At 60.6% G+C, this 24,262-nt stretch carries 20 protein-coding genes; 7 read left to right on the top strand and 13 right to left on the bottom strand.

Annotation, left to right across the window (positions count from 1 at the left end; translation table 11 throughout):
* Window positions 1-12 precede the first annotated feature (12 nt).
* The 3 genes from thiD to AC5WNI_RS17010 all read left to right on the top strand — a co-directional run bounded on the left by thiD (window position 13) and on the right by AC5WNI_RS17010 (window position 4,150).
* Window positions 13-873, top strand: coding sequence for a bifunctional hydroxymethylpyrimidine kinase/phosphomethylpyrimidine kinase (gene thiD / locus AC5WNI_RS17000; RefSeq protein ID WP_175088910.1), 861 nt, complete (start codon window positions 13-15; stop codon window positions 871-873).
* A gap of 252 nt (window positions 874-1,125) precedes the next feature.
* Window positions 1,126-2,418 carry a glutamate-1-semialdehyde 2,1-aminomutase gene (gene hemL / locus AC5WNI_RS17005; RefSeq protein ID WP_175088911.1) on the top strand — a complete coding sequence of 431 codons (1,293 nt, stop codon included), beginning with the start codon at window positions 1,126-1,128 and terminating at the stop codon, window positions 2,416-2,418.
* A gap of 211 nt (window positions 2,419-2,629) precedes the next feature.
* Window positions 2,630-4,150 (top strand): bifunctional aminoglycoside phosphotransferase/ATP-binding protein, encoded by a 1,521-nt coding sequence (locus tag AC5WNI_RS17010; protein WP_282627861.1) that lies wholly within the window; start codon window positions 2,630-2,632, stop codon window positions 4,148-4,150.
* A 293-nt stretch (window positions 4,151-4,443) separates the two neighbouring features.
* Here AC5WNI_RS17010 and AC5WNI_RS17015 read toward each other — a convergent pair whose 3' ends face one another.
* The 7 genes from AC5WNI_RS17015 to AC5WNI_RS17045 all read right to left on the bottom strand — a co-directional run bounded on the left by AC5WNI_RS17015 (window position 4,444) and on the right by AC5WNI_RS17045 (window position 10,477).
* The gene (locus AC5WNI_RS17015) at window positions 4,444-5,619 is read right to left on the bottom strand and encodes a hypothetical protein (RefSeq protein ID WP_495928563.1); all 1,176 of its coding nucleotides are present in this window, start codon (window positions 5,617-5,619) and stop codon (window positions 4,444-4,446) included.
* Window positions 5,620-5,863: 244 nt separating this feature from the next.
* The gene (locus AC5WNI_RS17020; protein ID WP_175088914.1) at window positions 5,864-6,352 is read right to left on the bottom strand and encodes a hypothetical protein; all 489 of its coding nucleotides are present in this window, start codon (window positions 6,350-6,352) and stop codon (window positions 5,864-5,866) included.
* A 355-nt stretch (window positions 6,353-6,707) separates the two neighbouring features.
* Window positions 6,708-7,541 carry a CsgG/HfaB family protein gene (locus AC5WNI_RS17025; RefSeq protein WP_175088915.1) on the bottom strand — a complete coding sequence of 278 codons (834 nt, stop codon included), beginning with the start codon at window positions 7,539-7,541 and terminating at the stop codon, window positions 6,708-6,710.
* A gap of 27 nt (window positions 7,542-7,568) precedes the next feature.
* On the bottom strand, window positions 7,569-7,982 hold the full coding sequence (locus AC5WNI_RS17030) for a curli assembly protein CsgF (RefSeq protein WP_054556371.1): 414 nt from the start codon (window positions 7,980-7,982) through the stop codon (window positions 7,569-7,571).
* A gap of 76 nt (window positions 7,983-8,058) precedes the next feature.
* Window positions 8,059-8,562, bottom strand: a complete 504-nt coding sequence (locus AC5WNI_RS17035; RefSeq protein WP_175088916.1) for a CsgE family curli-type amyloid fiber assembly protein — start codon at window positions 8,560-8,562, stop codon at window positions 8,059-8,061.
* An 11-nt stretch (window positions 8,563-8,573) separates the two neighbouring features.
* Window positions 8,574-9,257 (bottom strand): LuxR C-terminal-related transcriptional regulator, encoded by a 684-nt coding sequence (locus AC5WNI_RS17040; RefSeq protein ID WP_043331668.1) that lies wholly within the window; start codon window positions 9,255-9,257, stop codon window positions 8,574-8,576.
* Between the two features lie 581 nt (window positions 9,258-9,838).
* Window positions 9,839-10,477 carry a LuxR C-terminal-related transcriptional regulator gene (locus tag AC5WNI_RS17045; RefSeq protein ID WP_052384307.1) on the bottom strand — a complete coding sequence of 213 codons (639 nt, stop codon included), beginning with the start codon at window positions 10,475-10,477 and terminating at the stop codon, window positions 9,839-9,841.
* Window positions 10,478-10,959: 482 nt separating this feature from the next.
* On the opposite strand from AC5WNI_RS17045, the gene rdgB reads away from it, so the two are divergent.
* The 4 genes from rdgB (at window position 10,960) to AC5WNI_RS17065 (ending at window position 15,450) form a co-directional block, all read left to right on the top strand.
* A complete protein-coding gene (gene rdgB, locus AC5WNI_RS17050) occupies window positions 10,960-11,580 on the top strand; it encodes an RdgB/HAM1 family non-canonical purine NTP pyrophosphatase (RefSeq protein ID WP_175088917.1) in 621 nt (206 codons plus the stop codon).
* Window positions 11,580-12,779, top strand: coding sequence for a radical SAM family heme chaperone HemW (gene hemW / locus AC5WNI_RS17055; RefSeq protein WP_175088918.1), 1,200 nt, complete (start codon window positions 11,580-11,582; stop codon window positions 12,777-12,779). The genes rdgB and hemW overlap by 1 nt, the downstream gene beginning before the upstream one ends.
* 85 nt (window positions 12,780-12,864) lie before the next feature.
* A complete protein-coding gene (locus tag AC5WNI_RS17060) occupies window positions 12,865-13,527 on the top strand; it encodes a YiaD family glycine zipper/OmpA-like lipoprotein (protein WP_043331663.1) in 663 nt (220 codons plus the stop codon).
* Between the two features lie 228 nt (window positions 13,528-13,755).
* Window positions 13,756-15,450, top strand: coding sequence for a 23S rRNA (adenine(2030)-N(6))-methyltransferase RlmJ (locus AC5WNI_RS17065; RefSeq protein WP_175088919.1), 1,695 nt, complete (start codon window positions 13,756-13,758; stop codon window positions 15,448-15,450).
* A 114-nt stretch (window positions 15,451-15,564) separates the two neighbouring features.
* Here the strand turns inward: AC5WNI_RS17065 and AC5WNI_RS17070 are convergent, their stop codons facing one another.
* The 6 genes from AC5WNI_RS17070 to rpmH all read right to left on the bottom strand — a co-directional run bounded on the left by AC5WNI_RS17070 (window position 15,565) and on the right by rpmH (window position 23,377).
* Entirely contained in the window at window positions 15,565-17,382 is a 1,818-nt protein-coding gene (locus AC5WNI_RS17070) for an ABC transporter ATP-binding protein (protein ID WP_254627023.1), read from the bottom strand.
* A complete protein-coding gene (locus AC5WNI_RS17075) occupies window positions 17,379-19,274 on the bottom strand; it encodes an ABC transporter ATP-binding protein (protein ID WP_487885730.1) in 1,896 nt (631 codons plus the stop codon). Before AC5WNI_RS17075 ends, AC5WNI_RS17070 begins: the two co-directional genes overlap by 4 nt.
* 154 nt (window positions 19,275-19,428) lie before the next feature.
* Window positions 19,429-20,847 carry a tRNA uridine-5-carboxymethylaminomethyl(34) synthesis GTPase MnmE gene (gene mnmE / locus AC5WNI_RS17080; protein WP_175088921.1) on the bottom strand — a complete coding sequence of 473 codons (1,419 nt, stop codon included), beginning with the start codon at window positions 20,845-20,847 and terminating at the stop codon, window positions 19,429-19,431.
* 210 nt (window positions 20,848-21,057) lie between these two features.
* Window positions 21,058-22,722 (bottom strand): membrane protein insertase YidC, encoded by a 1,665-nt coding sequence (gene yidC, locus AC5WNI_RS17085; RefSeq protein ID WP_487885729.1) that lies wholly within the window; start codon window positions 22,720-22,722, stop codon window positions 21,058-21,060.
* Between the two features lie 119 nt (window positions 22,723-22,841).
* The gene (gene rnpA / locus AC5WNI_RS17090; protein ID WP_175088923.1) at window positions 22,842-23,231 is read right to left on the bottom strand and encodes a ribonuclease P protein component; all 390 of its coding nucleotides are present in this window, start codon (window positions 23,229-23,231) and stop codon (window positions 22,842-22,844) included.
* Between the two features lie 11 nt (window positions 23,232-23,242).
* The gene (gene rpmH, locus AC5WNI_RS17095; protein WP_043331656.1) at window positions 23,243-23,377 is read right to left on the bottom strand and encodes a 50S ribosomal protein L34; all 135 of its coding nucleotides are present in this window, start codon (window positions 23,375-23,377) and stop codon (window positions 23,243-23,245) included.
* Window positions 23,378-24,262: the final 885 nt, after the last annotated feature.

A 24,262-nucleotide genomic window follows, 5' to 3' on the forward strand; every position in this document is an offset into this window, starting at 1 on the left:
GATGGTTCAGCCATGACCGAGTGCTCAGCGCAACTGCCCTACGTGCTGGTATTGGCGGGGCATGATCCCAGCGGCGGCGCGGGTCTGGTCGCCGACAGCGAGGCGATCCGTGCCGGTGGTGGCTGGGCGCTGACAGTGCCGACGGCACTGACGGTGCAGAACTCCTGCAATGTACAGGCGGTGATTCCGCAATCGGGCGAGTCGATGCTCGCCATGGCCCGCACCCTGTGTGAGGACTTCCGCCCGGGCGCGCTCAAGATCGGTCTGCTCGCCAGCGAAGCGGCGCTCACGGCGTGTGTGACGCTGATCGAGGAACTCCAGCAGCGCTGGCCGGGGCTACCCGTGGTATGGGACCCGGTGTTGAAAGCGGGCGGCGGGCTGGAGCTTTCCACCGAGTCGCTCATCCATCAGGCGCGTGAGAGCTTGCTGCCGCACGTGGATGTGCTCACGCCCAACCGCGCGGAGCTTGCGCGGCTGGCGGCCTGCCCCGCGGGGACGGGCGACGGTCAACTCGCCGAGCATCTACTGGCGGCAGGCGCCGGGGCCGTGCTGGTCACCGGTACTGATCCTGTCGAGCGCGATGCTGACCCGCTGGGAAATGGCGCTGATTCGCTGGCTGAGCCGTCGGTGATCCATCGTCTGTATCGCCGAGATCATGCCACACTCGCACTGGACTGCCCGCGACTGACTGGCAGCTTCCATGGCAGCGGCTGCACGCTGGCTTCGCACCTGGCGGTGCGTCTGGCGCGCGGTATGACATTGCCATCGGCATGGCAGGCTGCCCAGCAGGCCACCTGGCAGAGTCTCGTCGATGGCCAGCAGCGTGGGCGGAAAGGTGCGTTGCCCGAGGCCCAGTTTCTGCCCTGGCGATAGCGCTATTGCCTCTTTCGATGCCGGCACCCCTTGCGCTCGCGCGGCTGCAACTCACCCGTGAGTCGCGTTAAGCTGTCGCCATCGACGGCATTCGGATTATCCACACCCCCCTTTGCCGCCCCGAGGCTATCGGGCCGTTTTTTTTGCTGTGGACAAGCTGCACTCACGTTATCCACAGCCTCTTTGTGTCTGATCACCCTTTCTCCATTTTCGCGGCCGATGTGCCGCCCGCCGCTTATCAAGAGGTATGTCATGACCACGTCCGCTGCCCAGTTCGAACGCGCCAGCCGTCATATTCCCGGTGGCGTCAACTCGCCGGTCCGCGCCTTCAAGGGACTGCATCGTCCGCCGGTGTTCATCGACCATGCCAAGGGCGCGTATCTGTTCGATGTGGAAAATACGCGCTATATCGATTACGTCGGTTCCTGGGGGCCGATGATCACCGGTCACGCCGATGAAGATGTGCTTAGCGCCGTGCGCGAGCGTCTCGAGAGTGGCCTGTCCTTCGGCGCGCCCACCGAGATCGAGTCCGAGATGGCCGAGCTGATCTGCGAGATGCTGCCGAGCCTCGACATGGTGCGCATGACCAACTCCGGCACCGAAGCCACCATGTCGGCGATTCGCCTGGCGCGTGGTTTCACCGGTCGTGACAAGATCGTCAAGTTCGAGGGTAACTATCACGGTCACTCCGACTCGCTGCTGGTCAAGGCCGGTTCCGGCGCGCTGACCCATGGCGAGCCCAGCTCCCCGGGCGTGCCGGCGTCGCTGGCCGAGCACACCATCACGCTGGACTACAACGATGCCGAGGGCGTGCGTCGTTGCTTCGCCGAGCTGGGTGACGAGATCGCCTGCATCATCGTCGAGCCGGTCGCCGGCAACATGAACTGCATTCCGCCGGTTCCGGGCTTCCTGGAAAGCCTGCGTGAAGTGTGCGATGCCCATGGCAGCGTGCTGATCCTCGATGAGGTGATGACGGGCTTCCGTGTCGCCCTGGGTGGCGCTCAGGCGCATTACGGCATCACGCCGGACCTGACCTGCCTGGGAAAGATCGTCGGCGGCGGCATGCCGGTGGGTGCCTTCGGCGGCAAGCGCGAGATCATGCACCACCTCTCGCCGCTGGGGCCGGTCTACCAGGCCGGGACGCTGGCAGGCAATCCGCTGGCGATGGCCGCTGGCGTCGCGCTGCTGCGCAAGCTCAAGGCGCCCGGCTTCCACGCCGAGCTTTCACGCAAGGTCGAGATGCTGTGTGAAGGCCTGGAAAGCCGTGCCAAGGCGGCAGGCATCCGTCTGATCACCCAGCATGCCGGTGGCATGTTCGGTGTCTTCTTCACCGATGACGCAGAAGTCAGCAATTTCGCCTCCGCCACGCGCTGCCGTCAGCAGGATTTCGTGACCTTCTTCAACGCGATGCTCGCCGAAGGCGTCTATCTGGCACCCTCCGCCTATGAAGCCGGCTTCATGTCCGCGGCGCACACCGATGCGGATATCCAGGCCACGCTGGATGCGGCTGAGCGGGTCTTTGCGCAGATGTCCTCATCGAACTGAGTGCGACGTAATACAGTACCTGAGTCCGCGGGTTGGCCAACGCAGACAGGAACCCGCTCGGCAGGCTGCCGGGCGGGCTGCCATCCGGTACACTTGTCGCCAACGATAGCGATTGCGCTAATGACCTTATAGCCAGCTTGCCTTAGCGGAGACGACCTTGAGCCAGGCCTTGATTCGAGCCCTTCACACAGCCGATTGCTTCGATCACCCCGTGAAGGATATCGAAGTGCACGAGACGCATATCTCGTGGATCGTGCTGACCGGCGACTACGCCTACAAGATCAAGAAGCCGCTGGATTTCGGCAGCTTCCTGGATTTCTCGACCCTTGAGCGCCGCAAGCTCCTGTGCGAACAGGAAGTGCGCCTCAACCGCCGTCTGGCACCGACGCTGTATCTGGATACCGTGGCGATCTCGGGCACGCCCGAGGCTCCGCGCATCGGAGACGACAGTGCTGTCTTCGAGTACGCGGTCAAGATGCGCCAGTTCTCCAATCGCCATCTGTTCAGCGCCCTGCAGGCCAGTGGCGAGCTGTCGCTGGAATTGCTGGATGATCTGGTCGACCAGCTGGTGGCCTTCCATGAGCAGGCCGAGCGCATCCAGGGCGATAGCGAGCTGGGTAGCCCGCAGATGGTCAGTCGTACCATCGACAACGAGTTCGAACTGATTCGTCCCCGCCTCGGCGATGATGCCGAGGCCATCAAGCGACTCGCGCTGCTCAAGCAGTGGACAGAAGAGACCTTCCAGCGCCTCAATCCCGAGTTCGAGCGTCGCTGGCAGGAAGGCTTCGTGCGTGAGACTCACGGTGATATCCACCTGGGTAACGCCGTGCGCCATGAAGGCCGTGCTCTGTTGTTTGACGGCATCGAGTTCAATGAAGAATTGCGCTGGAACGATGTCGGTTGTGACCTGGCCTTCCTGGTGATGGATCTCGAAGCGCGTGATGAGCAGGCCTTTGCCCATCATGCACTCAACCGTTATCTCGAGCTCTCCGGTGATTACTCGCTGGTGCGTCTGCTGCCGTACTACAAGATCTATCGCGCACTGATCCGGGCCAAGGTGGCGATGATTCGCTATCACCAACCGGACCTGTGTGAGGCGGATCGCGCCGATGTGCTGGCCGAGTACGAGCGCTATATCGGGCTGGCGGAGCGTTATAGCGAGATCCGCTTCCCTTACATGATCATCGGTGTGGGTGTCTCCGGCAGTGGCAAGAGTCGCTTCACGGAAGAGATGGTGCGCGAGCTGGGCGGCGTGCGTATTCGCAGTGATGTGGAGCGCAAGCGCCTGTATGGCTTTGCGGCGGATGCCGATACCGAGTCCGGGCTCAATAGTGGCATCTATACCCCCCAGGCTACCCATGCGACCTACGAGCGACTCTCGAATCTGTCAGCCACGCTGCTGGAATCGGGTATCCCCGTCTGCATCGACGCCACCTGCCTGAAGAAGGTGCAGCGTGATCGCCTGCGTCATGAGGCAGAAGCCCGTGGCCTGCCGGTACTGATGATCAGCTTCGAGGCCGATGACGAGACGCTGCGCAAGCGCATCATCAAGCGTAGTCAGCGCAGTGGCGAGGCTTCCGAAGCGGGACTGGAAGTGCTCGACAAGCAATTGGCCAATCGCGAGCCATTTGCGCCAGAAGAGCATGGTCAGCTGGTCCATATCGACACGACAGCACCCAACGCCAATGTCACCTTGGCTCGTCTGATTCGTGAGCAGCTCAGGCTGCATTGAGGTGAGCGATCGTTGTCATGGGGCAAGGCGGGGTTCGCCAGCGGCAACAGGCAGGTCAGCAAGGGCCGCCAGATGGTGGATGAAAGCCTTGAGAGTTATCGCAAGCCCTTCCCGGAGGGTGCCGTGACAGCGCCAAAGAAGTAACTTGCCGCTGCGATAGATGTTTCGCGGCTGGTACTGGAAGGCCGCTGACGACCCTGTCAGCGGCCTTTTTCATTATGGGGATCCACCGGGCGAAAAAACGAAAACCCCGCTTGCGCGGGGTTCTGTAAGACATCCTGGCTGGCGCGTGATCAATACTGCATCACGTTGGCTACGTTGCCACCGCCAGTCTGGGTCACGCTGGAAGCGTTCATGGCGCCTGATTGAACGACGTGAGCACGGTTGGCGACGAAGCTCAGGAACCCCCCAGACTGCTGAAGGACATCAGAGGTGTGACCAGATCCCGTCTGCTGGACGCGAGCATGGTCGTTGAGGCCGGTCTGGGTAATCAGTGAGTCACTGTTGGTACCGCCCTGTTCGACGATGGCGTAGTTGGAGTAGCCACTCTGATTGTTGATGGCCAGGTTCTCGCTGCCTGTCTGGCTGATATCGGAGTACTGCAGCATGTCGGACTGGTTCACCAGCGCGGTATTGTTCGCATCGCTCTGGTTGACGAGCGAGTCATGAGAGCTGCCATCCTGCGTGACCCGTGCGACTTGATTGGCGCCAGCCTGGGTGACGGTGGAATCGATACGTGATCCGGTCTGGGTCACGACGGCAAGACCCAGCTCACCAGTCTGCGTCACTGTGGAGTTGTTGAAGCGGCCTTCCTGAGTGACACGTGCACGGTTGTATTCGCCGGTCTGCATAACATCCGAGGCGTGCTGATAGCCGCCTTGGGTCACTCGGGCAATGGTGTAACTGCCTTGCTGGGTGGCCATGGAGTCATTGAATGCTCCTGTCTGAGTCACGACAAGAGTATTTTCACGCCCCGCCGGAGAGCCACTAGCGCCCTGCCACGATTCAGAATGGTTGGCAAAGCCATCCTGAGTGACACGGGTGAGATGCTTGTAGCTTTTCTGGTTCAGGTCAACGGAATTGTAGACGCCAGTCTGGTTGACGATACCAGTATTGGTGCTGCTGTATTGGGTTGATTCTACCTTGTTGGCGCCACCCAGCTGATTGATGCGAATCGTATGATTGACGCCGTTCTGATAGCTGTTCGCCTTGTTGTAGAGGCCGACCTGATCAATATCACTATCGTGGGAGCTGTCGAGAGACCCACCATCACGTGATGTCTGGCCAACATTGGCCATGTTCATGAAGCCAGTTTGATCGACATCTGCGGTGTTGTTGTCTGCCATGGCCTGAGAGGAAAAGGCAATCGCGACAGCCAGCAGGCTCATTTGGATTTTCATGGTTTGTTCCCTTGTGTAGATCATTTTTTGAGTTGTGTTTTTATTATTGACTTGCTTCTGGTCATGCATCCCCTGACATGATGACAGTCTGGTTTTTCGTGATCCGCGACATCATGTTGTACTGCTACTGCTCTTTTATGGCCTTGCCAGGAGGTTGTATTCGTCATGCAGGTCTCTTGACTACATGTAACTGAGAACCTCTCCTGGCCAGGCAAAATTCGTATTGGCGATTCGATGAAAGCGGCTGTTCAGCCATCACCTTCACAAGCATCATTGTCATGGAGCGATGTCATGCGAGCCATCGTGATAAAGATCACTGTTGTATGACCTGGACACGCATATGGCCCCGTGAATATTGAGTGATACTTGCCGGTATCTGGCTACTGGCCTGTTGTAGAAGCGTGGCGCTTCCCCCGATGCCTGTCTGCTGAATGCTGGCGCTTTGCCCAACACCTTGCTGAATGATCAGCGCATCATGATATTGGCCATGCTGAAGAATGCTGGCCTCATGCAGGGCACCCTCTTGCAGTGTGTATGCCGTGTTTCCATTGCCATATTGGTCGACACCTGCTTCATTCAGGGCACCGCTCTGGCCAATCAATGAGGCGTTGCCATTGCCATGCTGAGCGATCATCGCTGTGTTGTATGTGCCAGATTGCTCGATGACTGCCACTGAGTGGCTGCTTCCCAATTCGGAGGTGGTCGCCAGGTCATTGGCCAACACCCATAAGCTGAGTGTCAGTGATGAAAAGAAAAGGCAGGCCTGTAGCATTCTTATTTGTTGATGCTTTGCCGAAGCCATGGCGTGAGTCCATCCAGGTGACCGTCTAAGTGCACTAACTATTGGTCTTTATCGAGGCCATCGCCATCAGTCATTTTCGGGTTTATGAGGGCTAGAGATTGCTACTCATAATGTCTTGCCCATTAGCGGTGTGTAATGACAAAGGGTGGCCAGATTTTCAGCACCGTTCAGGGAGGTATTACTGTTGACGGTATTAGACGCATGCTATTTCATGCTTTGTTGTTTTATTTATCTCTTATATTTATGCCGATACGAAAAAGGCAGCCACCTCTTGTGAGGTGACTGCCTTTCAAGGGAGAGATAAACACCGCGAATACCACGATGCTCTCTTCGGGGTCTTGAATGTGGGTCGGCTCTACAACATCGGAGTCGGGGCTTGCAGATACTCCATCAGTTCTGATGTCTGAAGGCTGTCCGGGTCCTGGAGAACCCAGAGCTGGCGTTCGACGCCTTGCGCAATCAAGTGAATCACGGCGGATTCGATGGCGGACATGACCGCCATCTGTACGGGTTCATTGCTGGTATACCCCGCCTCCATCTCCAGCAAGCGACTGAAATCGATGAAGCGATAGACGCCCGCTCTCAGCTCCCGGGAGTAGATCGTCTTGCTGGTATTGACGTTGGCGATGACCTGCCCTGTGGTGATATCGACAGCGCGTAGGTTGACCGTCACCTGATCTACCTGATACTGACCAGAGGCGCCGATGCCGAAGTATTCCGCGCCTGCCCCGCCTGTTCTGACATTGGAGTCGAAGGCAATGATGCCACCCTCGAACAGCAGGTTGGCAGCTTGCAGCGCGGCAAGATCATTCTGGCCTGTGCGCTCCATGTTGGCACGGATGATCTTGCGCTCTGTCAGCAGGTTCTGCAGTCCCACGCGCTCGAGGGGGATGAACCAGCCGGAGTCCGACAATGCGGCGCTCAGCATGGCGGCTCCGCCCTGGGTGACCGCCGTAGAGAAGGTACTGGCAGGGGCAGGCCGGTACTGGCCCGTCTGGTCACGGAAGTCGTAGATGGCGACCGGGATACGGCCGGCAGGAGGCGGTAGACTGATCAGATCCTGATAGGTGGAGGTTCTTGGCATCAAGGTGCTGGGCACCCCTTCAAGACCCTGGGTATTGGCGACCATCGGTGCACAGCCAGCAAGCGCCAGGCTGGCGACAGCCAGCATGGAAGTGAGTGTCTTCATTGAGCGAAACCTTTCATCAGTAGCGGATCAGAATGTATTGCCTGATGTGCCGAGGTTGATGACGGTGGTTTCACCTGTGGCGCGATCAAGCACCTGCATGGAGAAACCGCCATTGCCGTTACTGATGACTTCGACACGCAGCTGAGCGCTGTCGATCACGCTGGAGCGGCCGGGTTCTGTGGAATCGACAGCATCGGTGATGGCATCGGATACCAGGCTATTGCGCAGGTCGCTGATGAAAAGTTCTGTTTCGGAAAGACTATCGAAGGAGTAGGCATCAGGATCCTCGTGGGTGTCCTGGGCCTGGGCCTTGCCAAGCAGATAGCTGCCATTGAGAGGGTTGCCACCAAAACTCGGGTTGATGGGCTGATAGATGAGTTCACCGGCATATAGCGGCATCGCCGATAACAGCAACGACACCGCGAGTGTCTGATGCTTCATGATGTTCCCCTGTTCCCTTGCGTATTGTCAGGGTCTCCGTGTCCGGAGCCCATTTATTATGTCGGTCTTCAATACATCAGAATTCGTCACCGGCCATGTCCGGGTCATTGCGCAGGGCTTCCATGACCTTGCGACGCAGGAACTGGTCGGAGACGTTTGATACAGCGGCGCTGGCGTACATATCCACGTCATTAAGGCGCGGAGGGAGCGTCGCTTCATACAGAACGTTGTTGCCTTCGGTGATCCAGATGAGGCTGCCCCAGCGTGCTGAGGGGCGTTCATGGATACTGAGGGATGTGTTGCGGATGGCTGGGCTATCGAGGCGTTGCTGACTGAACTGGCGGAAGAAGGTCTTGCCGATCATGGTCATGGTGCGATCGATCATCACCCCACTTAGACCGTCGGAAAGCGTGGGGCGAGCGTGCTGGATGGCGACCCCATCTTCCCCCTGACGGCGAGCCTGCTGCTCTTCACTGGCAACGGATACCTCGGGTCGCACCGCCTCCGGCGCGGATTGCGCGAAGGCGGGCGACAGACTGAAGCATGTCAGTCCCCAGGCGACCACCTGGCGGCTTGTCATGCCCCGACCGTTCACGACATCTGTGCTCTGCGAGCGATGCGTGGGGTGCGCGAGACAGGCATTGCCAGGTTCTGACGTGCCCAGTTCATGGCTTGAATGCGGTTATGCACCTTGATCTTGCGGAAGATGTTGTAGAGATGTGACTTGACCGTGTGTTCACTGACGAACAGCTGGTCAGCAATCTCGGTATTCGAGGCACCCGTGCCCAGCAAGCCGATGATTTCCACCTCACGCTGGGTCAGACCACAGACCGGGCGATAGGCGTTGAGCTGCTGACGGCGATAGAAATCCAGCAGGCGGGTCATCAGCGGTCGGGACATCCACATGTCGCCTTCCAGCAGTTTCGCGATGCCCTTGCTGATCAGTGAGAGGCTGTCCTGTCGGTAGAACACGCCTTGAAGATGGGTGCTGACCAGCAGGCTGGCAGCTTCCTCTTCATCACTGATGTTGATAGCGGCCAGCTCTGCGCTGGCATCCTGGCTGGCATCTGCATCCCAGCGTTGCATCGTGCCTTCATCGACGTGGTCGGTGTCCAGCAGCACTATCGTTCTTTCTGCCTGCCCGGGTGTGTAATCCTCGTCGGGGCTTGCGGAAGCCACCTGACACTCAAGCTGCTGGCGAATGTAATCCATGAAAAGCGCTGACTGCGGATTGCAGTCAGTCACCAGCAGCACCATTGCGTTCCCTGTAATCATGGTGCGAGACCTCTGAGTTGTCGTACCGATTTTCTTGGCGGAGCCATATCTGAAGTGTGGTTGGGTGAGTCGTGTAGCACTGCACTCATTCACGTCGGGCATTACGCGCTGAGCACCTTTATAGGATTGCGCGATAGTGGGGATAAGGCAACCTCTAATCAGTACTTGCTAAAATAACCAGTTTATCCTTCCCCTCCAGTTCTGATTTGACCCAGAAAAAGAATAGGAAAAACAGTACGTAAACCTGATGAAAATAGCGCTGGTCATGATGACCCTTCTCGAGAGTGCAATGAAAACCAGACCTTTGCGCTTTTTTTACCAAGCTTTTCACTGGTTCAAAGGTACCACATATCTAATACTGAAAAGCGTCTCTTCAATGTCATTATGTAACTGGGCTTGTCTTTTTGTATCCACGTATTTGAGGGGTGTCAGGAATGCGACGCAGTACTGCACATGAGTCATTTCACTCTTGAAAAGTGAAGCGCTTACTACGCGTAGCCGACTTGGGGCATGCTCTGTCGCAGTGGTTACCTCACAGGTCCGCCTCGTGGGAGAGGTGGTCGCCCAGCGTCACCTGAGCCTCAGGATTCCGGCTCCGTCGTGCGCTTGGGGATGTAAAGGTTGAGGTGCTCGTGGGCCCACTGGATCGCCTGATGGCGGTTGTGGACTCTGATCTTGCGAAAAATGTTATATAAATGAGATTTCACGGTGTGCTGGCTCAACATCAATCTATGCGCGATATCTGCATTACTTTGCTGTGAGGCAATGAGTGACAATATTTCCAGTTCTCGTTGTGTCAGTCCCATGACAGGCTGAAAGGCAATCTGTTGTTGTTGACGATAATGACGAATCAGCGTCTGCATGATATTGCGAGTCAGCCAGTTTTCATTCTCGAGTATCTTGCCGATTCCCTTGCTGATCTGTTCAAGGCTGTCCTGGCGATAGAAGATTCCACTGAAAGGAATATTCAGAAGTAGTGAGATGGCATCGTCTTCATGTTCGACATTGAAGGCAGCGATCTTGTCGATATGACTCCATCGCATCATCTGGGCCAGACTGCACTGGGTGCTGTCGATCAGCACCAGGCAGGGAGATGACGGCAGTGGGGCTTCATGGTGGCAGGCCTCGACGACACATTTCAGTGTCTCTTGCAGGTACTCGACGAACAGTTCGGTCTGCGGTGAAGGGCTTGTCACGAACAGGACTCTGGTAGCAGTCATGGGGGCGCTCCTGTCGCAAGCGTTGGGGGGGCTCATCATCAGCAGGCTGAGGCGGAGACATGAATCCACGGTGATTCGATGGTTGTCTTGAAGTCTAGTCGAGTGTCATCTGGGGGCTGGCGCTGCGCATAGTGTTAGATGGCATAACGCATATTCCTTTTATTTCTCAATTTAAAGATATACAAATCATCGAGTTACGCGATTCTTTCGGTTGATGCTTACTTGCTTGAGCCGCGAGGCACAGACAAATCCTGCACTGGCATTAGCCCGCTATGGGGCAGATAGCCTGTATCGGCCTGTCAGTCATCAAGTTGAGCACATGAGTGATATCGGCCCATGACACCATGGATCTCAGTCGTGCCTGGCGCAGACCCCTCGCGTGTACGCATCGGATGCACGCGCTAGAATGGGGTGCTGCAAGCGCCTCGCCCGTGTGACTCACACGCGGCCGCATTCTCGTTGTTCCTATCCCGGAGATTCACATGTCCGCTTCTTCTCTCGTACTGGCCAGTGGCAATGCCGGCAAGCTACGTGAATTTTCCCACCTGCTCGCGCCGCTGGGGATCGAACCGATTCCTCAAGGGCAGCTGGGAGTGAGTGACGCCGAAGAGACAGGGCTGACCTTCGTCGAGAATGCATTGATCAAGGCGCGCCACGCCGCAGAGGCCACCGGCCTGCCGGCGCTGGCAGATGATTCCGGGATCGAAGTCGATGCGCTGGGCGGGGAGCCGGGCATCTATTCCGCACGCTTTGCCGCGCGGCGTCAGCAAGGTAGTGGTGATGGTGACAACAACGCCGCCCTGTTGGCAGCGCTTGAGGGCGTGCCTGAGCAAGCGCGTACGGCGCGCTACTGGTGCGTGCTCGTCTATCTGCGCCATGCGGCAGACCCGGTGCCGATCATCGTTCAGGCCAGTTGGGAGGGGTGTGTTCTTGACGCGCCACAAGGCGAGGGTGGCTTCGGTTATGACCCGCTTTTCTGGTTGCCGGAGCATGACATGACCGCCGCGGCCCTGGATGCCGAGACCAAGAACCGTCTCAGCCACCGGGGACGTGCGATGCAGCAGTTGCTCGAGGCGCTTGCCGCGCAGAGCGGTCAAGCGTGATGTCCGCCGCGAACCTGCCGCCTCTGTCGCTCTATATTCACGTGCCGTGGTGCGTGCGCAAGTGCCCCTACTGTGACTTCAACTCCCACGGGGTCGGGCGTGATGCCGGCTTGCCTGAAGCGGAATACATCACGGCACTGCTGGCCGATCTCGATCAGGACCTGCAGTTGCTGCAGGGCCAGCCCGAGCGTGAATTGCACAGCATCTTCATCGGCGGCGGCACGCCGAGCCTGCTGAGCGGAGCGGCTTACCAGCGACTGTTCGATGGCCTGCGGGCGCGCATGACGTTCTCTGCCGACTGCGAGGTCACGCTGGAGGCCAATCCCGGCACGCTGGAGCAGGGCCGCTTTGCCGCCTATCGCGCCGCCGGCATCAATCGCTTGTCATTGGGCGTGCAGACCTTCCAGCCGGAGCAGCTCGAGGTGCTGGGGCGTATCCACTCCGCTGAAGAAGCCGAGCGCGCGGTGGCCAGCGCACGGGCGGCGGGCTTCGACAATTTCAATATCGATCTGATGCATGGCCTGCCGGGCCAGACATTGGAGACGGCGCTGGATGATATCCGGCGTGCCCTGGCACTCAAGCCGACCCATCTGTCCTGGTATCAATTGACGCTGGAGCCGAATACCGAGTTCTATTCGCGCCCGCCGGTACTGCCGGAGGATGACCTGCTGTGGGATATCCAGGATCATGGTCACGCCGAGCTGGAGGCTGCCGGTTTCCATCGTTACGAGATTTCCGCCTATGCCCTTGAAGGGCGCAGCGCGCGTCATAACCTCAATTACTGGAAATTCGGTGATTACCTGGGCATCGGAGCGGGCGCGCATGGCAAGTTGACGTTGTTGAAAGCCGACCCGGCTGGGAACTTGAACGGTGAGTTGCAGCTCCAACGACGTTGGAAAAGTCGTCAGCCTGAAGCGTACTTGCGCAGGATGCAGGACCCTCGCGGGTTCGTGGCGGGGCAGCAGGAAATTGACCGCGATGAGCTGGCGCTGGAGTTCATGATGAATGCACTGCGCTTGACCGGGGGTGTCAGCTTCGAGGATCTGCGTCGCACGACGGGGCTGGATCGCGAGGCATTGGAGCCGGGCCTGAGCCAGGCGCGTTCGCGCGGGCTCATCGTTGAGGATGACGTGCTGTTGCGCGCCACGCCCCGGGGCTTATTGTTCCTCAATGACCTGCTGGCCATGTTCGACACCTGATTGATCAGGCATTATCGGAGGCATGACGATTATTTGCGCAATTGTCATCTTGCCTTTAATGAGTGTGTAGATAGGGAGCGTTACCATGAAGAAGTCTGTACTCCTGGCCCTGCCGTTGGCAGCCGCCGTCGCGATGGCGGGTTGTTCCACGACCAACCCGTATACCAATGAGCAGCAGACCTCCAGTGCGGCGAAGGGTGCCGGCATCGGTGCGGTCGTCGGTGCAATCGCCGGAGCGACCAAGAGTGGTAACCATCGTCTCGACAAGGCGCTGATCGGCGCCGCTGCGGGTGCCGCCGCGGGCGGTGGTATCGGCTATTACATGGATGTTCAGGAAGCCAAGCTGCGCGATCAGTTGCAGGGCACCGGCGTCAGCGTGACCCGTGTCGGCGACCAGATCATCCTCAACATGCCGTCCAACGTCACCTTCGGCTCCGACTCCAGCACCCTGTCCGGTCAGATTCAGCCGGTCATGGATGGCGTCATCACCGTGCTCAAGGAATACGACGAGACCCGCGTCAACATCGCGGGCTATACCGATTCCACCGGTGCCAGCAACTACAACCAGAACCTGTCCGAGCTGCGTGCCCAGGCCGTCGGCAACTATCTGGCCAGTGGTGGCATCGCCTTCAACCGTCTGAACATGCGCGGTTATGGTGAAGCCAGCCCGGTGGCATCCAACGACACCGCCTCCGGGCGCGCCCAGAACCGTCGCGTCGAGATCACGCTGACGCCGATGGAAAGCTGAGTATCCATCAGCTGCCATGGCGGCATGATGGTGAATGACCACGAGGCCTGCGCTTTTGCGTGGGCCTCGTTGCTTGGCAAGCACGGCTTTTGGGGTGACAAGTGATCATCTCTGCTATCCTTCAGCCCCTTCGGCGGCCTTGTCTGGTTTTCCTCTCGTCGCCGCCCCCCGATTTCTATCTGCTGCCTCGCTGGATGTGGCAGATATCGCCGTATCAAGGAGGCGCTCTTGCTCGCCTATCAGCACGCCTATCACGCTGGCAATTTTGCCGACCTGCACAAGCACCTGCTCGCCACCACCCTGGCCGAGCAGTTATTACGTAAAGAATCTCCCGTTACGTTTATCGACACTCACGCCGGTCGTGGCTGGTATCCGTTGGCGGCCCGCGAGACGGAACAGCTGCGAGAATACGAGCAGGGCGTTCTGCCGTTGTGGCAGGTGCGTGATCGCTGGCTGACCGATGCGGGTGAGCCGAAGTCTTCGTCAGCTGACAAGCCGTTGGCTCGCTGGCTGGCACGTCTGGCGGACATGCAGCCGGATGTCGCCAAGGGCGGCGCCAGCGAGCTGAGCGTCTATCCCGGTTCGCCCTGGTGGCTGAGCCAGTCGCTGCGCCGCGGCGATCGCCTGTTGGCCTATGAGCTGCATCCGGGCGAGATCTACCACTTCGATCAGGCGCCGGTGCAGCGTGACAGCCTCGGCAAGGTCATGCGTCGTCAGCAGGATGGTCTGTCCGGTCTGTTGGCGGCCGTGCCGGTCACCACGCCGCGCGTCGCCGTGCTGATCGACCCCAGCTATGAGCTGAAGAATGATTACCGTGATGTGGCAGATGTCGTGGTCGAGACCCTGCGCAAGTCACGTCATGCCACCATCATGATCTGGTATCCGCTGCTGCCGGCAGGGCGTCAGCATGACCTGCTCGAGCGTCTCAAGAAGCATTCGCCGGCACCGATGTGGCGCAGTGAGCTGACGATCGATTCACCGGAGGGGGATCACGGCATGTACGGTTCCGGCATGCTGGTGATCAATCCACCGTGGCAGTTCGATCGTCAGTTCTCCATCGCCATGCAGGAAGTGGTCGAGGTGCTCAAGAGCGCGCTGCCGGCTCCGCAGTCGGTTGCCGTCGAGCACAAGGGCCTGTGGTGGCTGTCGGAAGAGGTCGCCCGTGCGCGCAGTGAGCCCAAGCCGATGCCGCGTGAACGACTACTGGCGCTGCGCAAGCTCAATCAGAAGGTCAAGCGCGACAGCGATGTCGAGGTGACCCAGGCCAAGCCCAAGCGCGAGAAGCTCAAGCGTGGTGAAGGCTGGGCCAAGCCTCGCGTGCGCAATGACAGTGCGACGCCCAAGGCCAAGGGCAAGCGTCATTCCGCGACTGCCAAGCCCAAGACCAGCATCAAGGCGCAGATCAAGGATCAGGTGCACGGGCATTCGGCGCCGAGTGAGAAGCGCGTCAGTGAGAAGCCTGCCGAGCGCAAGTCGACGGCCGCTGTCGAGCCCACTCGTCCGCGCGGCAAGGGCGAGACGGCAGGCAAGGGGGCGGGCAAGGATTCTGCCAGCTGGAGCGACTGGTCCTCCAGCGTGCCGGGCAAGGGCCGCCGCGAAGGTACCACGCGGGTCAGCATGCGCAGTACGCCGGCGATCGGCCGTGATGGTCAGGTCAATCCGAACAGCACGACCAAGCTGCCCAGAAAGTACGCGGCCAAACAGCGCCCTGAAGACAACAAGGATGTCGGCAAGCCGCTGGATGCGCGTGAAGCGCGTGCCCTGCGTGAGAAGCAGGAAAGCAATGCCATGAAAGGCAAGGCTGCCAAGGGCGGCGCCAGCAAGGAAAGCTCTGGCAAGTCAGCAGCTGGCAAGACGAATTCAGGCAAGGCAGCGTCTGGCAAGAAACAGGGCAACAAGCCACGCGGCCCGCGCAAGCCGTGATGACTGAGATGAACGCAGTACGCTGAGCGTCATATCAAGAGCTCGGACTGACAACGCCCCCGCAGGCCATGCCTGTGGGGGCGTTTGCATCATGGGGGCCGTTGGCCTGCCTGATCAGTGCGCGATGTCTTCTCGCCATAACCGCCGATAGAGGCCGGATTCTGCCATCAGGGCATCATGGGGCCCCAGCTGGGTGATGCGGCCCTGTTCCAGCACCAGCAGGCGGTCTGCATCGCGCACTGTGGCAAGCCGGTGTGCCACCACGATCAAGGTCACTTCGCCACGCAGCTCATGCAGTGCCTGCTGCAACAGGGCTTCGGTATGGCTATCGATGCTGGCGGTGGCCTCATCCAGCAACAGCACGCGTGGTGTCGTGACCAGTGCGCGTCCGAGCGCCAGCAATTGGCGCTCACCCGTGGAAAGACTCAGGCCGCGCTCGCCCAGCAAGGTGTCGAGCCCCAGCGGAAGACTATCGACCAGCGGCGCCAGATGCGCCTTGTGCAGAACCCGTGACAGGTGATGCTGGCTGATCTCACGTCCCAGCAGCAGGTTGTCGCGCAGTGTCGTGGCGCGGATGAAGGGCTCCTGCGGGACGACGGCTATCGCGGTAGCGCGCTGTCGAGTCGACCACTCCATCAGCGGACGACCATCCAGCAGCAGCTGAGACCCCGGGGCAGGGCGCTGCCCGCTGAGCAGATCGAGCAGGGTGGACTTGCCGCTGCCCGTCGGGCCGACCACGCCGAGAAACTCACCGCTCTCGATGGCAAGCGTCAGGCCTTTGAGGGCCGAGCCCTCCGCACCCTGATGGCGGAACGTCAGATTCTCGAGTTGATAGTGACCACTCGCTATCACGGTGTTGTCCGTGTGCCCATGCGTGGATTTCCTCGCGGCGCGCTTATCTGGCTCAGGCGTCTCGCGCGGCCGGTCCAGGACCTCTTCCAGCCGGCCTGTCGCCACCAGCGCCGACTGGAAGACCTGCAGTCGCTGTGTGATCTGGATCAGGGGCTCGCTGATGCGACCCAACCAGGCGATGAACGCGTAGAGCACCCCCAGTTCTGCACCGCCGCCCAGTTCGCGCAGCCCGAACACGGCGACCAGCGAGAGCGTGATCAGCATCGCCATCAGGTCGATGGCCGAACGCAACAGCAGCCCCGACACACGCACCGTGCGCATGCGCGCCTGATACTGGGAGACGTTGAGGTGATGGTAGCGCTGACTGAAGCGTTCGGTCTGGTTGCTTGCCTGCAGCACACTCATGCCGCCGATCGCCTCGGCAATTCTGGCATTCTGCAAGGCGCGCAGGCGGCGTACCTCGCGTGCAGCACGCCCGGAGAAGCGCTGATACAGCCAGATCATGCCGATGGAGAGCGGTACCAGCGCCGTCGCGATCATCGCCAAGGTGCCATCCATCAGGGCCATCGCCGACAGGATGCCGATCAACAGCACCACATTGCCGATCAGTGTCGCCAGCACCCCGATATACAGCTCCTTGAGCGACTCGGTGTCGTTGGTCACGCGGGCCACCAATTCACCGGCGGCGATATTGTCGAGGGTCGATAGTGGTTGATGCAGCAGGTGTGTGAAGACTCGCTCACGGATATCGCGCACGCTGGCGAGGGCCAGACGGGCAAAGCGCAGCTGCTGGAAATAGCGCCCGGCGGCGGCGCCCAGCTGGGTGATCACGTAGATGGCCACCAATCCGGCCAGAGCCTCGGGAGCGAGGTTGCCGGGAATCAGGTAGTCATCCAGATAGCGCTGGGTCAGCCACGGACCAAGCACATCCAGTACGGTCGCCGCGATCAGGATCAACAGCGCGCGCAGGATCTCTGCGCGGCGCCTGCCCAGCGGTTGCCAGAGCAATGTCAGCCGCCGTCGGCTGAGCAGGCGAGTGCCGCTGAGGGTGTCGGGTCGTGTCGCGGCATCCTGGCTCATGAGCGCTCCGCCTTGGAATCGTCTTCGCGGTTGACCTGCTGGGCCTGCCATAGGCGCCAGTAGGCGCCGCGGGCGGCCAGCAGACTGGCGTGATCGCCCTGTTCCAGGATGCACCCGTCCTCGAGCACCAGAATCTGCTGGCAGGCCTGTACGGCAGACAGGCGATGGGAATTGATGATCAGCGTGCGCTTGAGGCCGTGGTGATCGGGTTGCTGCAGACGCGCCAGAGTCTTCAGCAGAGTGCGTTCGGTGACCTGGTCGACCGCCGAGAGGGTGTCGTCCAGCAGCAGGATAGGCGCCTCGCTGAGCAGGCTGCGTGCCAATGCCAGTCGCTGACGCTGGCCGCCGGAGAGTGTGATGCCTCGCTCACCCACCAGCGTTTCCAACCCTTGGGGGAGGCGGCGCAGATCCTCCTCGAAGGCTGCTGCGCGCAGCGCCTCACGAATTCGCTCGTCAGAGGCCTCGGGGCAGGCGAGAGCGACATTGTCGGCCACCGAGAGCGCAAACAGAAACGGGTCCTGGGGGACCAGTGAGAACTGCTGACGCCAGACAGATAGTGTGTACTTACTCGCTTCTCTGCCGCCAAGCGTCAGGACCCCTTGCTCAGGTGTCAGAGGCCAGCTGCGCGACAGCAGACGCAGCAAGGTGGACTTGCCACTGCCGGTCGCGCCGACGATCCCCAGACTCCCCCCTGCCGCCACCTGAAGGGAGAGGGGGCCCAAGGCACGTTGTTGGCTGCCCGGGTAGTGGAATTCATTGATTTCAAGGCGTAGTGAATGGTCACTGACCTCGTCCAGAGTGCCGCTATCCTCAAGGGCTTCTGGTGCGGCGTGGAAGGTAGCCAGCCGCCGTGCGGCTGCCGCGCCGCGCTGCAGGATATTCAGGCACCAGCCAAGCGCGAACATCGGCCAGATCAGCTGCGCCAGATAGAGCGTGAAGCTGGTCAGTTGGCCCAGGGTGATGGCGTCATCCAGATAGCGCCAGCTACCTACGCTCAGTGTCATCAGCGTCGCCGCCGAGAGCGCAATGAACACCACCGGATCAAAGGCTGCCTCCAGCTTCTGGACGCGATAATCGACGGCTTCGGCGGCGGCGGCACGCTGAGAGAACCTTGCGCCTTCATCCTCCAGCAAGGCATGGCTTCTGAGCATGCGAATGCCGGCGAAGGCTTCCTGGGTCTGGTCATTCAGGTCCGAGAAGCGCTCCAGCGATTCGCGGAAACGCTCTCCGATCCGCCGCGAGATGCGTGCGAAGGCCCAGGCCATGAAAGGGAAGGGCAACAGCGCGAGCAGCGTCAGCGGCACATCGATGGCGATCAACATGATGCCGAGCACCAGCACGAAGGTCATGGCGCCATCGACACTGGACAGCACGCCTTCTGCGGCGGCCATCTCCACGGCATCGATGTCCTGACTGGCGTGCGCCATCAGGTCTCCGGTGCGATGGCGCTGGTAGAAGCCGGGGGCCAGGCGCGTCAGCTTGGCATGGAAGGCATCACGTTGCTCCGTCCCCAGCTGATAGGCGGTACCGAACAGCGTCACGCGCCAGGCATAGCGCAGTGCATAGAGCGCGAGCCCCGCGCCTACTAGCCACAACAGGCGGTTCAGCAAGGCGTCGTGGTCGAGGCTGCCGTCACGCAACGCGTCGATGGTGGCGCCGATGGCCCACGGCAACAGCAGATTCAGCCCCGCGACCCCGATCAGGAACGCGATGGCCAGCAGATAGCGGGGCCAATGGCGGGTGAAGAAGTCGAGCAGCAGGTGACGCAACGGGGCCTCGGGGAGAGGCCCGGTAGTCAGCTCGGCGTCAGGGGCCGGCGGGGGTGAGGCACTGGAGTCACGGGACTCGCGATGGGCATCCTGCGGTCTGTTCGATGTCGCGCGTCCCGCCATGTCGGCTCCCCGTCTGCCTCTGCCCGCCTCCGCCACTCGGAGGGGTCGGCAGAGGCAGTATAACGAGAGGGAGACAGCCAGACGCAAGCACTGTCGGCAAGAGGAGAGTCCGCCTGCGGGCGGGAGTCAGCTCGGTGCGATCACTTCGGTGCAATCACTTGCCGATGCAGAAGCTGCCGAAGATTTCTCCGAGCAGGTCATCGGCGGAGAATTCGCCGGTGATCTCGGACAGCGCCATCTGGGCGGCGCGCAGGTCTTCAGCCAGCAGCTCCCCGGCACCGGCGCCATGCAGCTGGGCGTCGCCGTTGTCGAGGGACTCGCCAGCGCGTTCCAGCGCATCCAGGTGGCGGCGGCGGGCGCTGAAGCGACCCTCTGCCGTGCCGGTGAAGCCCATGATGTCCTTGAGGTGATCACGCAGCGCATCGAGGCCCTGATTGTCGCGCGCCGAGATGCGCACCACGCTGGCCTGGTGGCGTGCCAGCTCGGCATCACCATCCTGCGTTGCGGTGATGGCGGTCAGCCCCGGCGTCTCGCCGCTGGTGTCGATCTTGTTGCGGACCAGCGTCAGGCGGGACGGGTCCGGCAGGCGCGCGACGAACTCCGGCCAGATCTCCATCGGGTCCGTCGCCGAGGTAGTCGCGGCATCGACCAGCAGCAGGACGCGGTCCGCCTTCTCGATCTCGTCCCAGGCGCGCTGCACGCCGATGCGCTCGACAGCGTCCGGCGTGTCGCGCAGCCCGGCGGTATCGATGATATGCAGCGGCATGCCGTCGAGATGGATGTGCTCACGCAGCACGTCGCGGGTGGTGCCTTCGATGTCGGTGACGATGGCGGTGTCCTGCTCGGTCAGCGCATTGAGCAGGCTCGACTTGCCGGCATTCGGGCGGCCGGCGATCACCACCGTCATGCCCTCGCGCATCAGAGCGCCCTGGTTGGCAGCGGCGCGCACGCCCACCAGCTCTGCCTTGACCTCATTGAGGCGCGCCGCGACATGGCCGTCGGCCAGGAAGTCGATTTCCTCTTCGGGGAAGTCGATGGCGGCCTCGACGTAGATGCGCAGCTCGATCAGGCGCTGCACCAGCGCGCTGACGCGCGTCGAGAACTCGCCCTTGAGCGAGCGCAGCGCATTCTCGGCCGCTGCGCGTGAGCTGGCGTCGATCAGGTCGGCGATGGCCTCGGCCTGGGCGAGATCCAGCTTGTCGTTGAGGAAGGCGCGCTCGCTGAATTCACCGGGGCGTGCCAGGCGTGCGCCCAGCTGCACGCAGCGCTCCAGCAGCAGGTCCATGATCACCGGGCCGCCGTGCCCTTGCAGCTCCAGCACGTCCTCGCCGGTGAAGGAATTCGGGCCCTGGAAGTAGAGCGCGATGCCTTCATCGAGGGCGATGGGGTTGCCCTGGGTATCCAGCCCCATGAAGGGACCATAGTGGGCGCGGCGTGCCGGCGGGCATTGGCCCAGCATGGCCTGGGCGATGGCCTGACAGGCCGGGCCGGAGACACGGATGATGCCGACGCCACCACGGCCGGGCGGAGTGGCCAGGGCCGCGATGGAGTCAGGCTGGTAGGCGGTAGACATGCACAAACCTCGGGCGCGAAGCCGGAATGAAGATGAAGGAGATGGCCGCTATTGTCGCGGCTGGAGGCCCGTGACAGCAAGCGGGGTGATGGGGGAGGCGCCTTGCGGCGGGAGTGTCGGCACAGCCGCCGGAATCAGAGCCCCGAAACGCCACGACCCCCGCCGAGGCGAGGGTCGTGGGTGAGTCATGTCAGGCGAACCTGAAAGGCATCATGCGCCTTTCTTGGTTGGCTCGGCATTCTCGATCTGACGGGTGATGACGTACTGCTGAGCGATCGACAGTGTGTTGTTGACGATCCAGTACAGCACCAGACCCGCCGGGAACCACAGGAAGAAGAAGGTGAAGACGATCGGCAGCATCTTCATTATCTTCGCCTGAGTGGGGTCCGGAGGCGTCGGGTTCAGCTGCTGCTGAATGAACATCGTCAGGCCCATGATGATCGGTAGGATGAACAGCGGGTCCTTCACTGACAGATCCTGGATCCACAGCATGAACGGTGCGTGGCGCAGTTCGACGGATTCCATCAGCATCCAGTACAGGGCGATGAAGACCGGCATCTGGATCAAGATCGGCAGACAGCCACCCAGCGGATTGATCTTCTCCGTCTGGTAGAACTTCATCATCTCCTGGGAGACCTTCTGGCGGTCGCTGCCGTACTTTTCCTTGATGCGCTGCATCTCGGGGCCCATCTTGCGCATCTTGGCCATCGAGCGGTACGCGGTCGCGGACAGCGGGAACAGCACGACCTTGACGAGAACGGTCAGCAGGATGATGGAGGCACCCCAGTTGCCGACCAGCGCGTGGATGTGCTCCAGCAGCCAGAACAGCGGGTTGGCCAGGAACCACAGCCAGCCGAAGTCGACAACCAGCTCCAGGTAGGGAGCGGTCGCTTCCAGCTGGTCCTGATCCTTCGGGCCAACGAACAGGGTCGCGCCGAGCTCAGCCTGCTGACTCGCGGCGATCTGGGTCGTCGGGCTCGCGAAGGCGGCGACATTGCGGTTCTGCTTGTCGACGTTGGCGTAGTAGAGGTTCTTCTGGTTGTCAGCCGGCACCCAGGCAGACACGAAGTAGTGCTGGATCATGGAGACCCAGCCACCCTGGACGTCGACATTCTTGAAGCTGCCGTCCTGGATGTCTTCGAAATCGACCTTCTGGTAGTGATTCTCTTCAGAAGAGAACGCTGCCCCCAGATAGGACTTCATGCCCATGCCGCCACCGCTGGTCGGGTCCGCGCTGTTGTCACGGGCCAGCTGGCCGATGAAGCGAGCATTGATCGGCTGCTGGGTCTGGTTGTCCAGCAGGTAGTCGACCTTGATCTGGTAGCTGTCCTGGCTGACGGTGAAGCGCTTGATGACCGCAACACCATTGATGTCGGCCTTCAGGTCCACTTGCAGGCTGTCGTCACCCTCGGCAAGGGTGTAGCTGTTGCTGTCGGCAGAGAAGGCGATACGGCCCTTGTGGCCATCCAGCTGCAGGCCGGACTTGGCCACGTAGCTGCGTGACTGATTGTCGGACAGCAGCACGAAGGGCGACTCGGAAGCATTGTTCTGCTTGTGCGCGAGCAGCGCTGCATAGACCACGTCGCCGCCCTGCGGATCGATACGCAGGTCCAGCACGTCAGTCTTGACTTCAATCAGGTTGTTGCTCGGGGTGCTTGCTGCGCTATCCGGCGTGGAGAGGCCGGTATCGCCATTGGCAGTCGTGCTGCTGCTCGGGGCTTCAAGGCCTTGCGCAGTGGCATTGGCGGCCTGAGAGGCAACCTGGGGAGCCTGTGTTTCCGCAGCCGGCTGGTCGTAGTCCTTGTTCCACTGGACCACCATCAGATAGGCGACAACCGCAAGCGGAATCACGAGGAGTAATCGTTTGACGTCCATGGTGTATACCCGTTGGAGGGTGAATCAATCTGGCGGGGAGTCAGATGAGTCCGGTCACGAACGGTAGGGCGTATAACGAAAAAAACGCCACATGCCGGACGCACCGGGCAGGTGTCGCGTCAGGCAGGTGGCGTTGACTTGGCCGCTTTCTGGCGTCTGGCGTCCCTCTCCAGACGAGCCCACATGCCGTCCAGCTGGCGATGCAGAGTCTCGTTGTCCAGCTCGGTCACGCCTCGTTTGGCCAGTACGACGATGTCGACGGCCGGAAGGCGCTGCTGGCGGAGGCGAATGGATTCGCGCGTCAGACGTTTGAGGCGGTTGCGATCTACGGCACGGCGCACGTTCTTCTTGCTGAACACCAACCCCAGGCGGGCATGTCCCAGGTCATTCGGACACGCCAGGGCCAGAAGCCCCTTGCCGTGTACCTTGAGGGTGGTGTGATCGAAGACGTGCCGGTAATCCCCGGCAGTCAGCAAGCGAAGCTGCCGGGGAAATCCCTGACGGGACATCCGGGCCTCGATCAGGCGCTCAGACGCTTACGGCCTTTCGCACGACGACGCTGGATGACCTCACGGCCACCTTTGGTCGCCATACGAGCACGGAAACCGTGTGTGCGCTTGCGCTTCAGGACGCTCGGCTGAAATGTGCGTTTCATAGCTGCTTCTTCCCACGTGGTTGTTTGGAAAAGGTCAACGAATGTTGCCCTGTATCCACATGAGGACAGGGCAGATTGGTCAGGGGCAGGGATTCTAGTGAATCTGCAAGTGGCTTGCAATGTCGCGTTGGAAGTTGTCCACAGCCCGTTCGCGGCATTTGACGACAGATATCGTCTACGTCGCCCGCCATATGGCGCTTCGTGTCTCACGCGGATCATGCGCAAGACAGGCCTTCGGGCACAAAAAAATTCGTTTCGGCGTCCTTGAGCCAACAGGCACCGCTCGCCAGGCAAGCGATCAGCGCTTTTTCAGCGCTCAGTGGGGCTGAGTGATTGGCATCGCCCGCCATGGCGATGCGGGGGAAGGGGCAAGTCCTGTGTTCGGTCGTGAGCCTCAAGGACTCGCGTTTCTGCAGAGCGGTTGTGCACTCACGCCGCTGGCGCGTCAGTGCGCCGAAACGTCGCAGTGGATAACCCGAAATTCTGCCGGCGCTATCACAGCCCCTCGCACCTCGCGTGATTTGAAGATCGCGGGGCTACTGTCATTACTACTAGAAAGTCATTCTGAATAACCAATAACTGTAAAGGAGGGCAGTTCCTGTGGATAACCTGTTTTTTCGTATCTTGCTCAATTGCATGTCGATAGGACAGCTCTGGCGATAAGTAGTGGGCAACCTGCATTCAGCCTGTGTATGGCTATGTGTATAACTGTCGTCTTGTCCACAGTCGAAATCTTGTGCTCGGACGCTCCCCAGCTTGTCCCGATGCGGATACTTGAAGAATACCGATGTTGTCCACAGTGCTTTTTGCGGCAGATGTCGTGTGGATAACTCGTGGCTTGGCCTATACAATGGCCGCCCCTTCGACAACTGGATGTGAGGTCGC

The sequence above is a fragment of the Cobetia sp. PDI-12MA genome (assembly GCF_059507695.1).

Excerpts from the sequence above, each read along its gene's own strand:
- thiD (WP_175088910.1), top strand. The coding sequence starts at position 13 with ATGACCGAGTGCTCAGCGCAACTGCCCTACGTGCTGGTATTGGCGGGG.
- hemL (WP_175088911.1), top strand. The coding sequence starts at position 1,126 with ATGACCACGTCCGCTGCCCAGTTCGAACGCGCCAGCCGTCATATTCCC.
- AC5WNI_RS17015 (WP_495928563.1), bottom strand. The coding sequence starts at position 5,619 with ATGCATGACCAGAAGCAAGTCAATAATAAAAACACAACTCAAAAAATG.
- AC5WNI_RS17020 (WP_175088914.1), bottom strand. The coding sequence starts at position 6,352 with ATGGCTTCGGCAAAGCATCAACAAATAAGAATGCTACAGGCCTGCCTT.
- AC5WNI_RS17025 (WP_175088915.1), bottom strand. The coding sequence starts at position 7,541 with ATGAAGACACTCACTTCCATGCTGGCTGTCGCCAGCCTGGCGCTTGCT.
- AC5WNI_RS17030 (WP_054556371.1), bottom strand. The coding sequence starts at position 7,982 with ATGAAGCATCAGACACTCGCGGTGTCGTTGCTGTTATCGGCGATGCCG.
- AC5WNI_RS17035 (WP_175088916.1), bottom strand. The coding sequence starts at position 8,562 with ATGACAAGCCGCCAGGTGGTCGCCTGGGGACTGACATGCTTCAGTCTG.
- AC5WNI_RS17040 (WP_043331668.1), bottom strand. The coding sequence starts at position 9,257 with ATGATTACAGGGAACGCAATGGTGCTGCTGGTGACTGACTGCAATCCG.
- AC5WNI_RS17045 (WP_052384307.1), bottom strand. The coding sequence starts at position 10,477 with ATGACTGCTACCAGAGTCCTGTTCGTGACAAGCCCTTCACCGCAGACC.
- rdgB (WP_175088917.1), top strand. The coding sequence starts at position 10,960 with ATGTCCGCTTCTTCTCTCGTACTGGCCAGTGGCAATGCCGGCAAGCTA.
- hemW (WP_175088918.1), top strand. The coding sequence starts at position 11,580 with ATGTCCGCCGCGAACCTGCCGCCTCTGTCGCTCTATATTCACGTGCCG.
- AC5WNI_RS17060 (WP_043331663.1), top strand. The coding sequence starts at position 12,865 with ATGAAGAAGTCTGTACTCCTGGCCCTGCCGTTGGCAGCCGCCGTCGCG.
- AC5WNI_RS17070 (WP_254627023.1), bottom strand. The coding sequence starts at position 17,382 with ATGAGCCAGGATGCCGCGACACGACCCGACACCCTCAGCGGCACTCGC.
- AC5WNI_RS17075 (WP_487885730.1), bottom strand. The coding sequence starts at position 19,274 with ATGGCGGGACGCGCGACATCGAACAGACCGCAGGATGCCCATCGCGAG.
- mnmE (WP_175088921.1), bottom strand. The coding sequence starts at position 20,847 with ATGTCTACCGCCTACCAGCCTGACTCCATCGCGGCCCTGGCCACTCCG.
- yidC (WP_487885729.1), bottom strand. The coding sequence starts at position 22,722 with ATGGACGTCAAACGATTACTCCTCGTGATTCCGCTTGCGGTTGTCGCC.
- rnpA (WP_175088923.1), bottom strand. The coding sequence starts at position 23,231 with ATGTCCCGTCAGGGATTTCCCCGGCAGCTTCGCTTGCTGACTGCCGGG.
- rpmH (WP_043331656.1), bottom strand. The coding sequence starts at position 23,377 with ATGAAACGCACATTTCAGCCGAGCGTCCTGAAGCGCAAGCGCACACAC.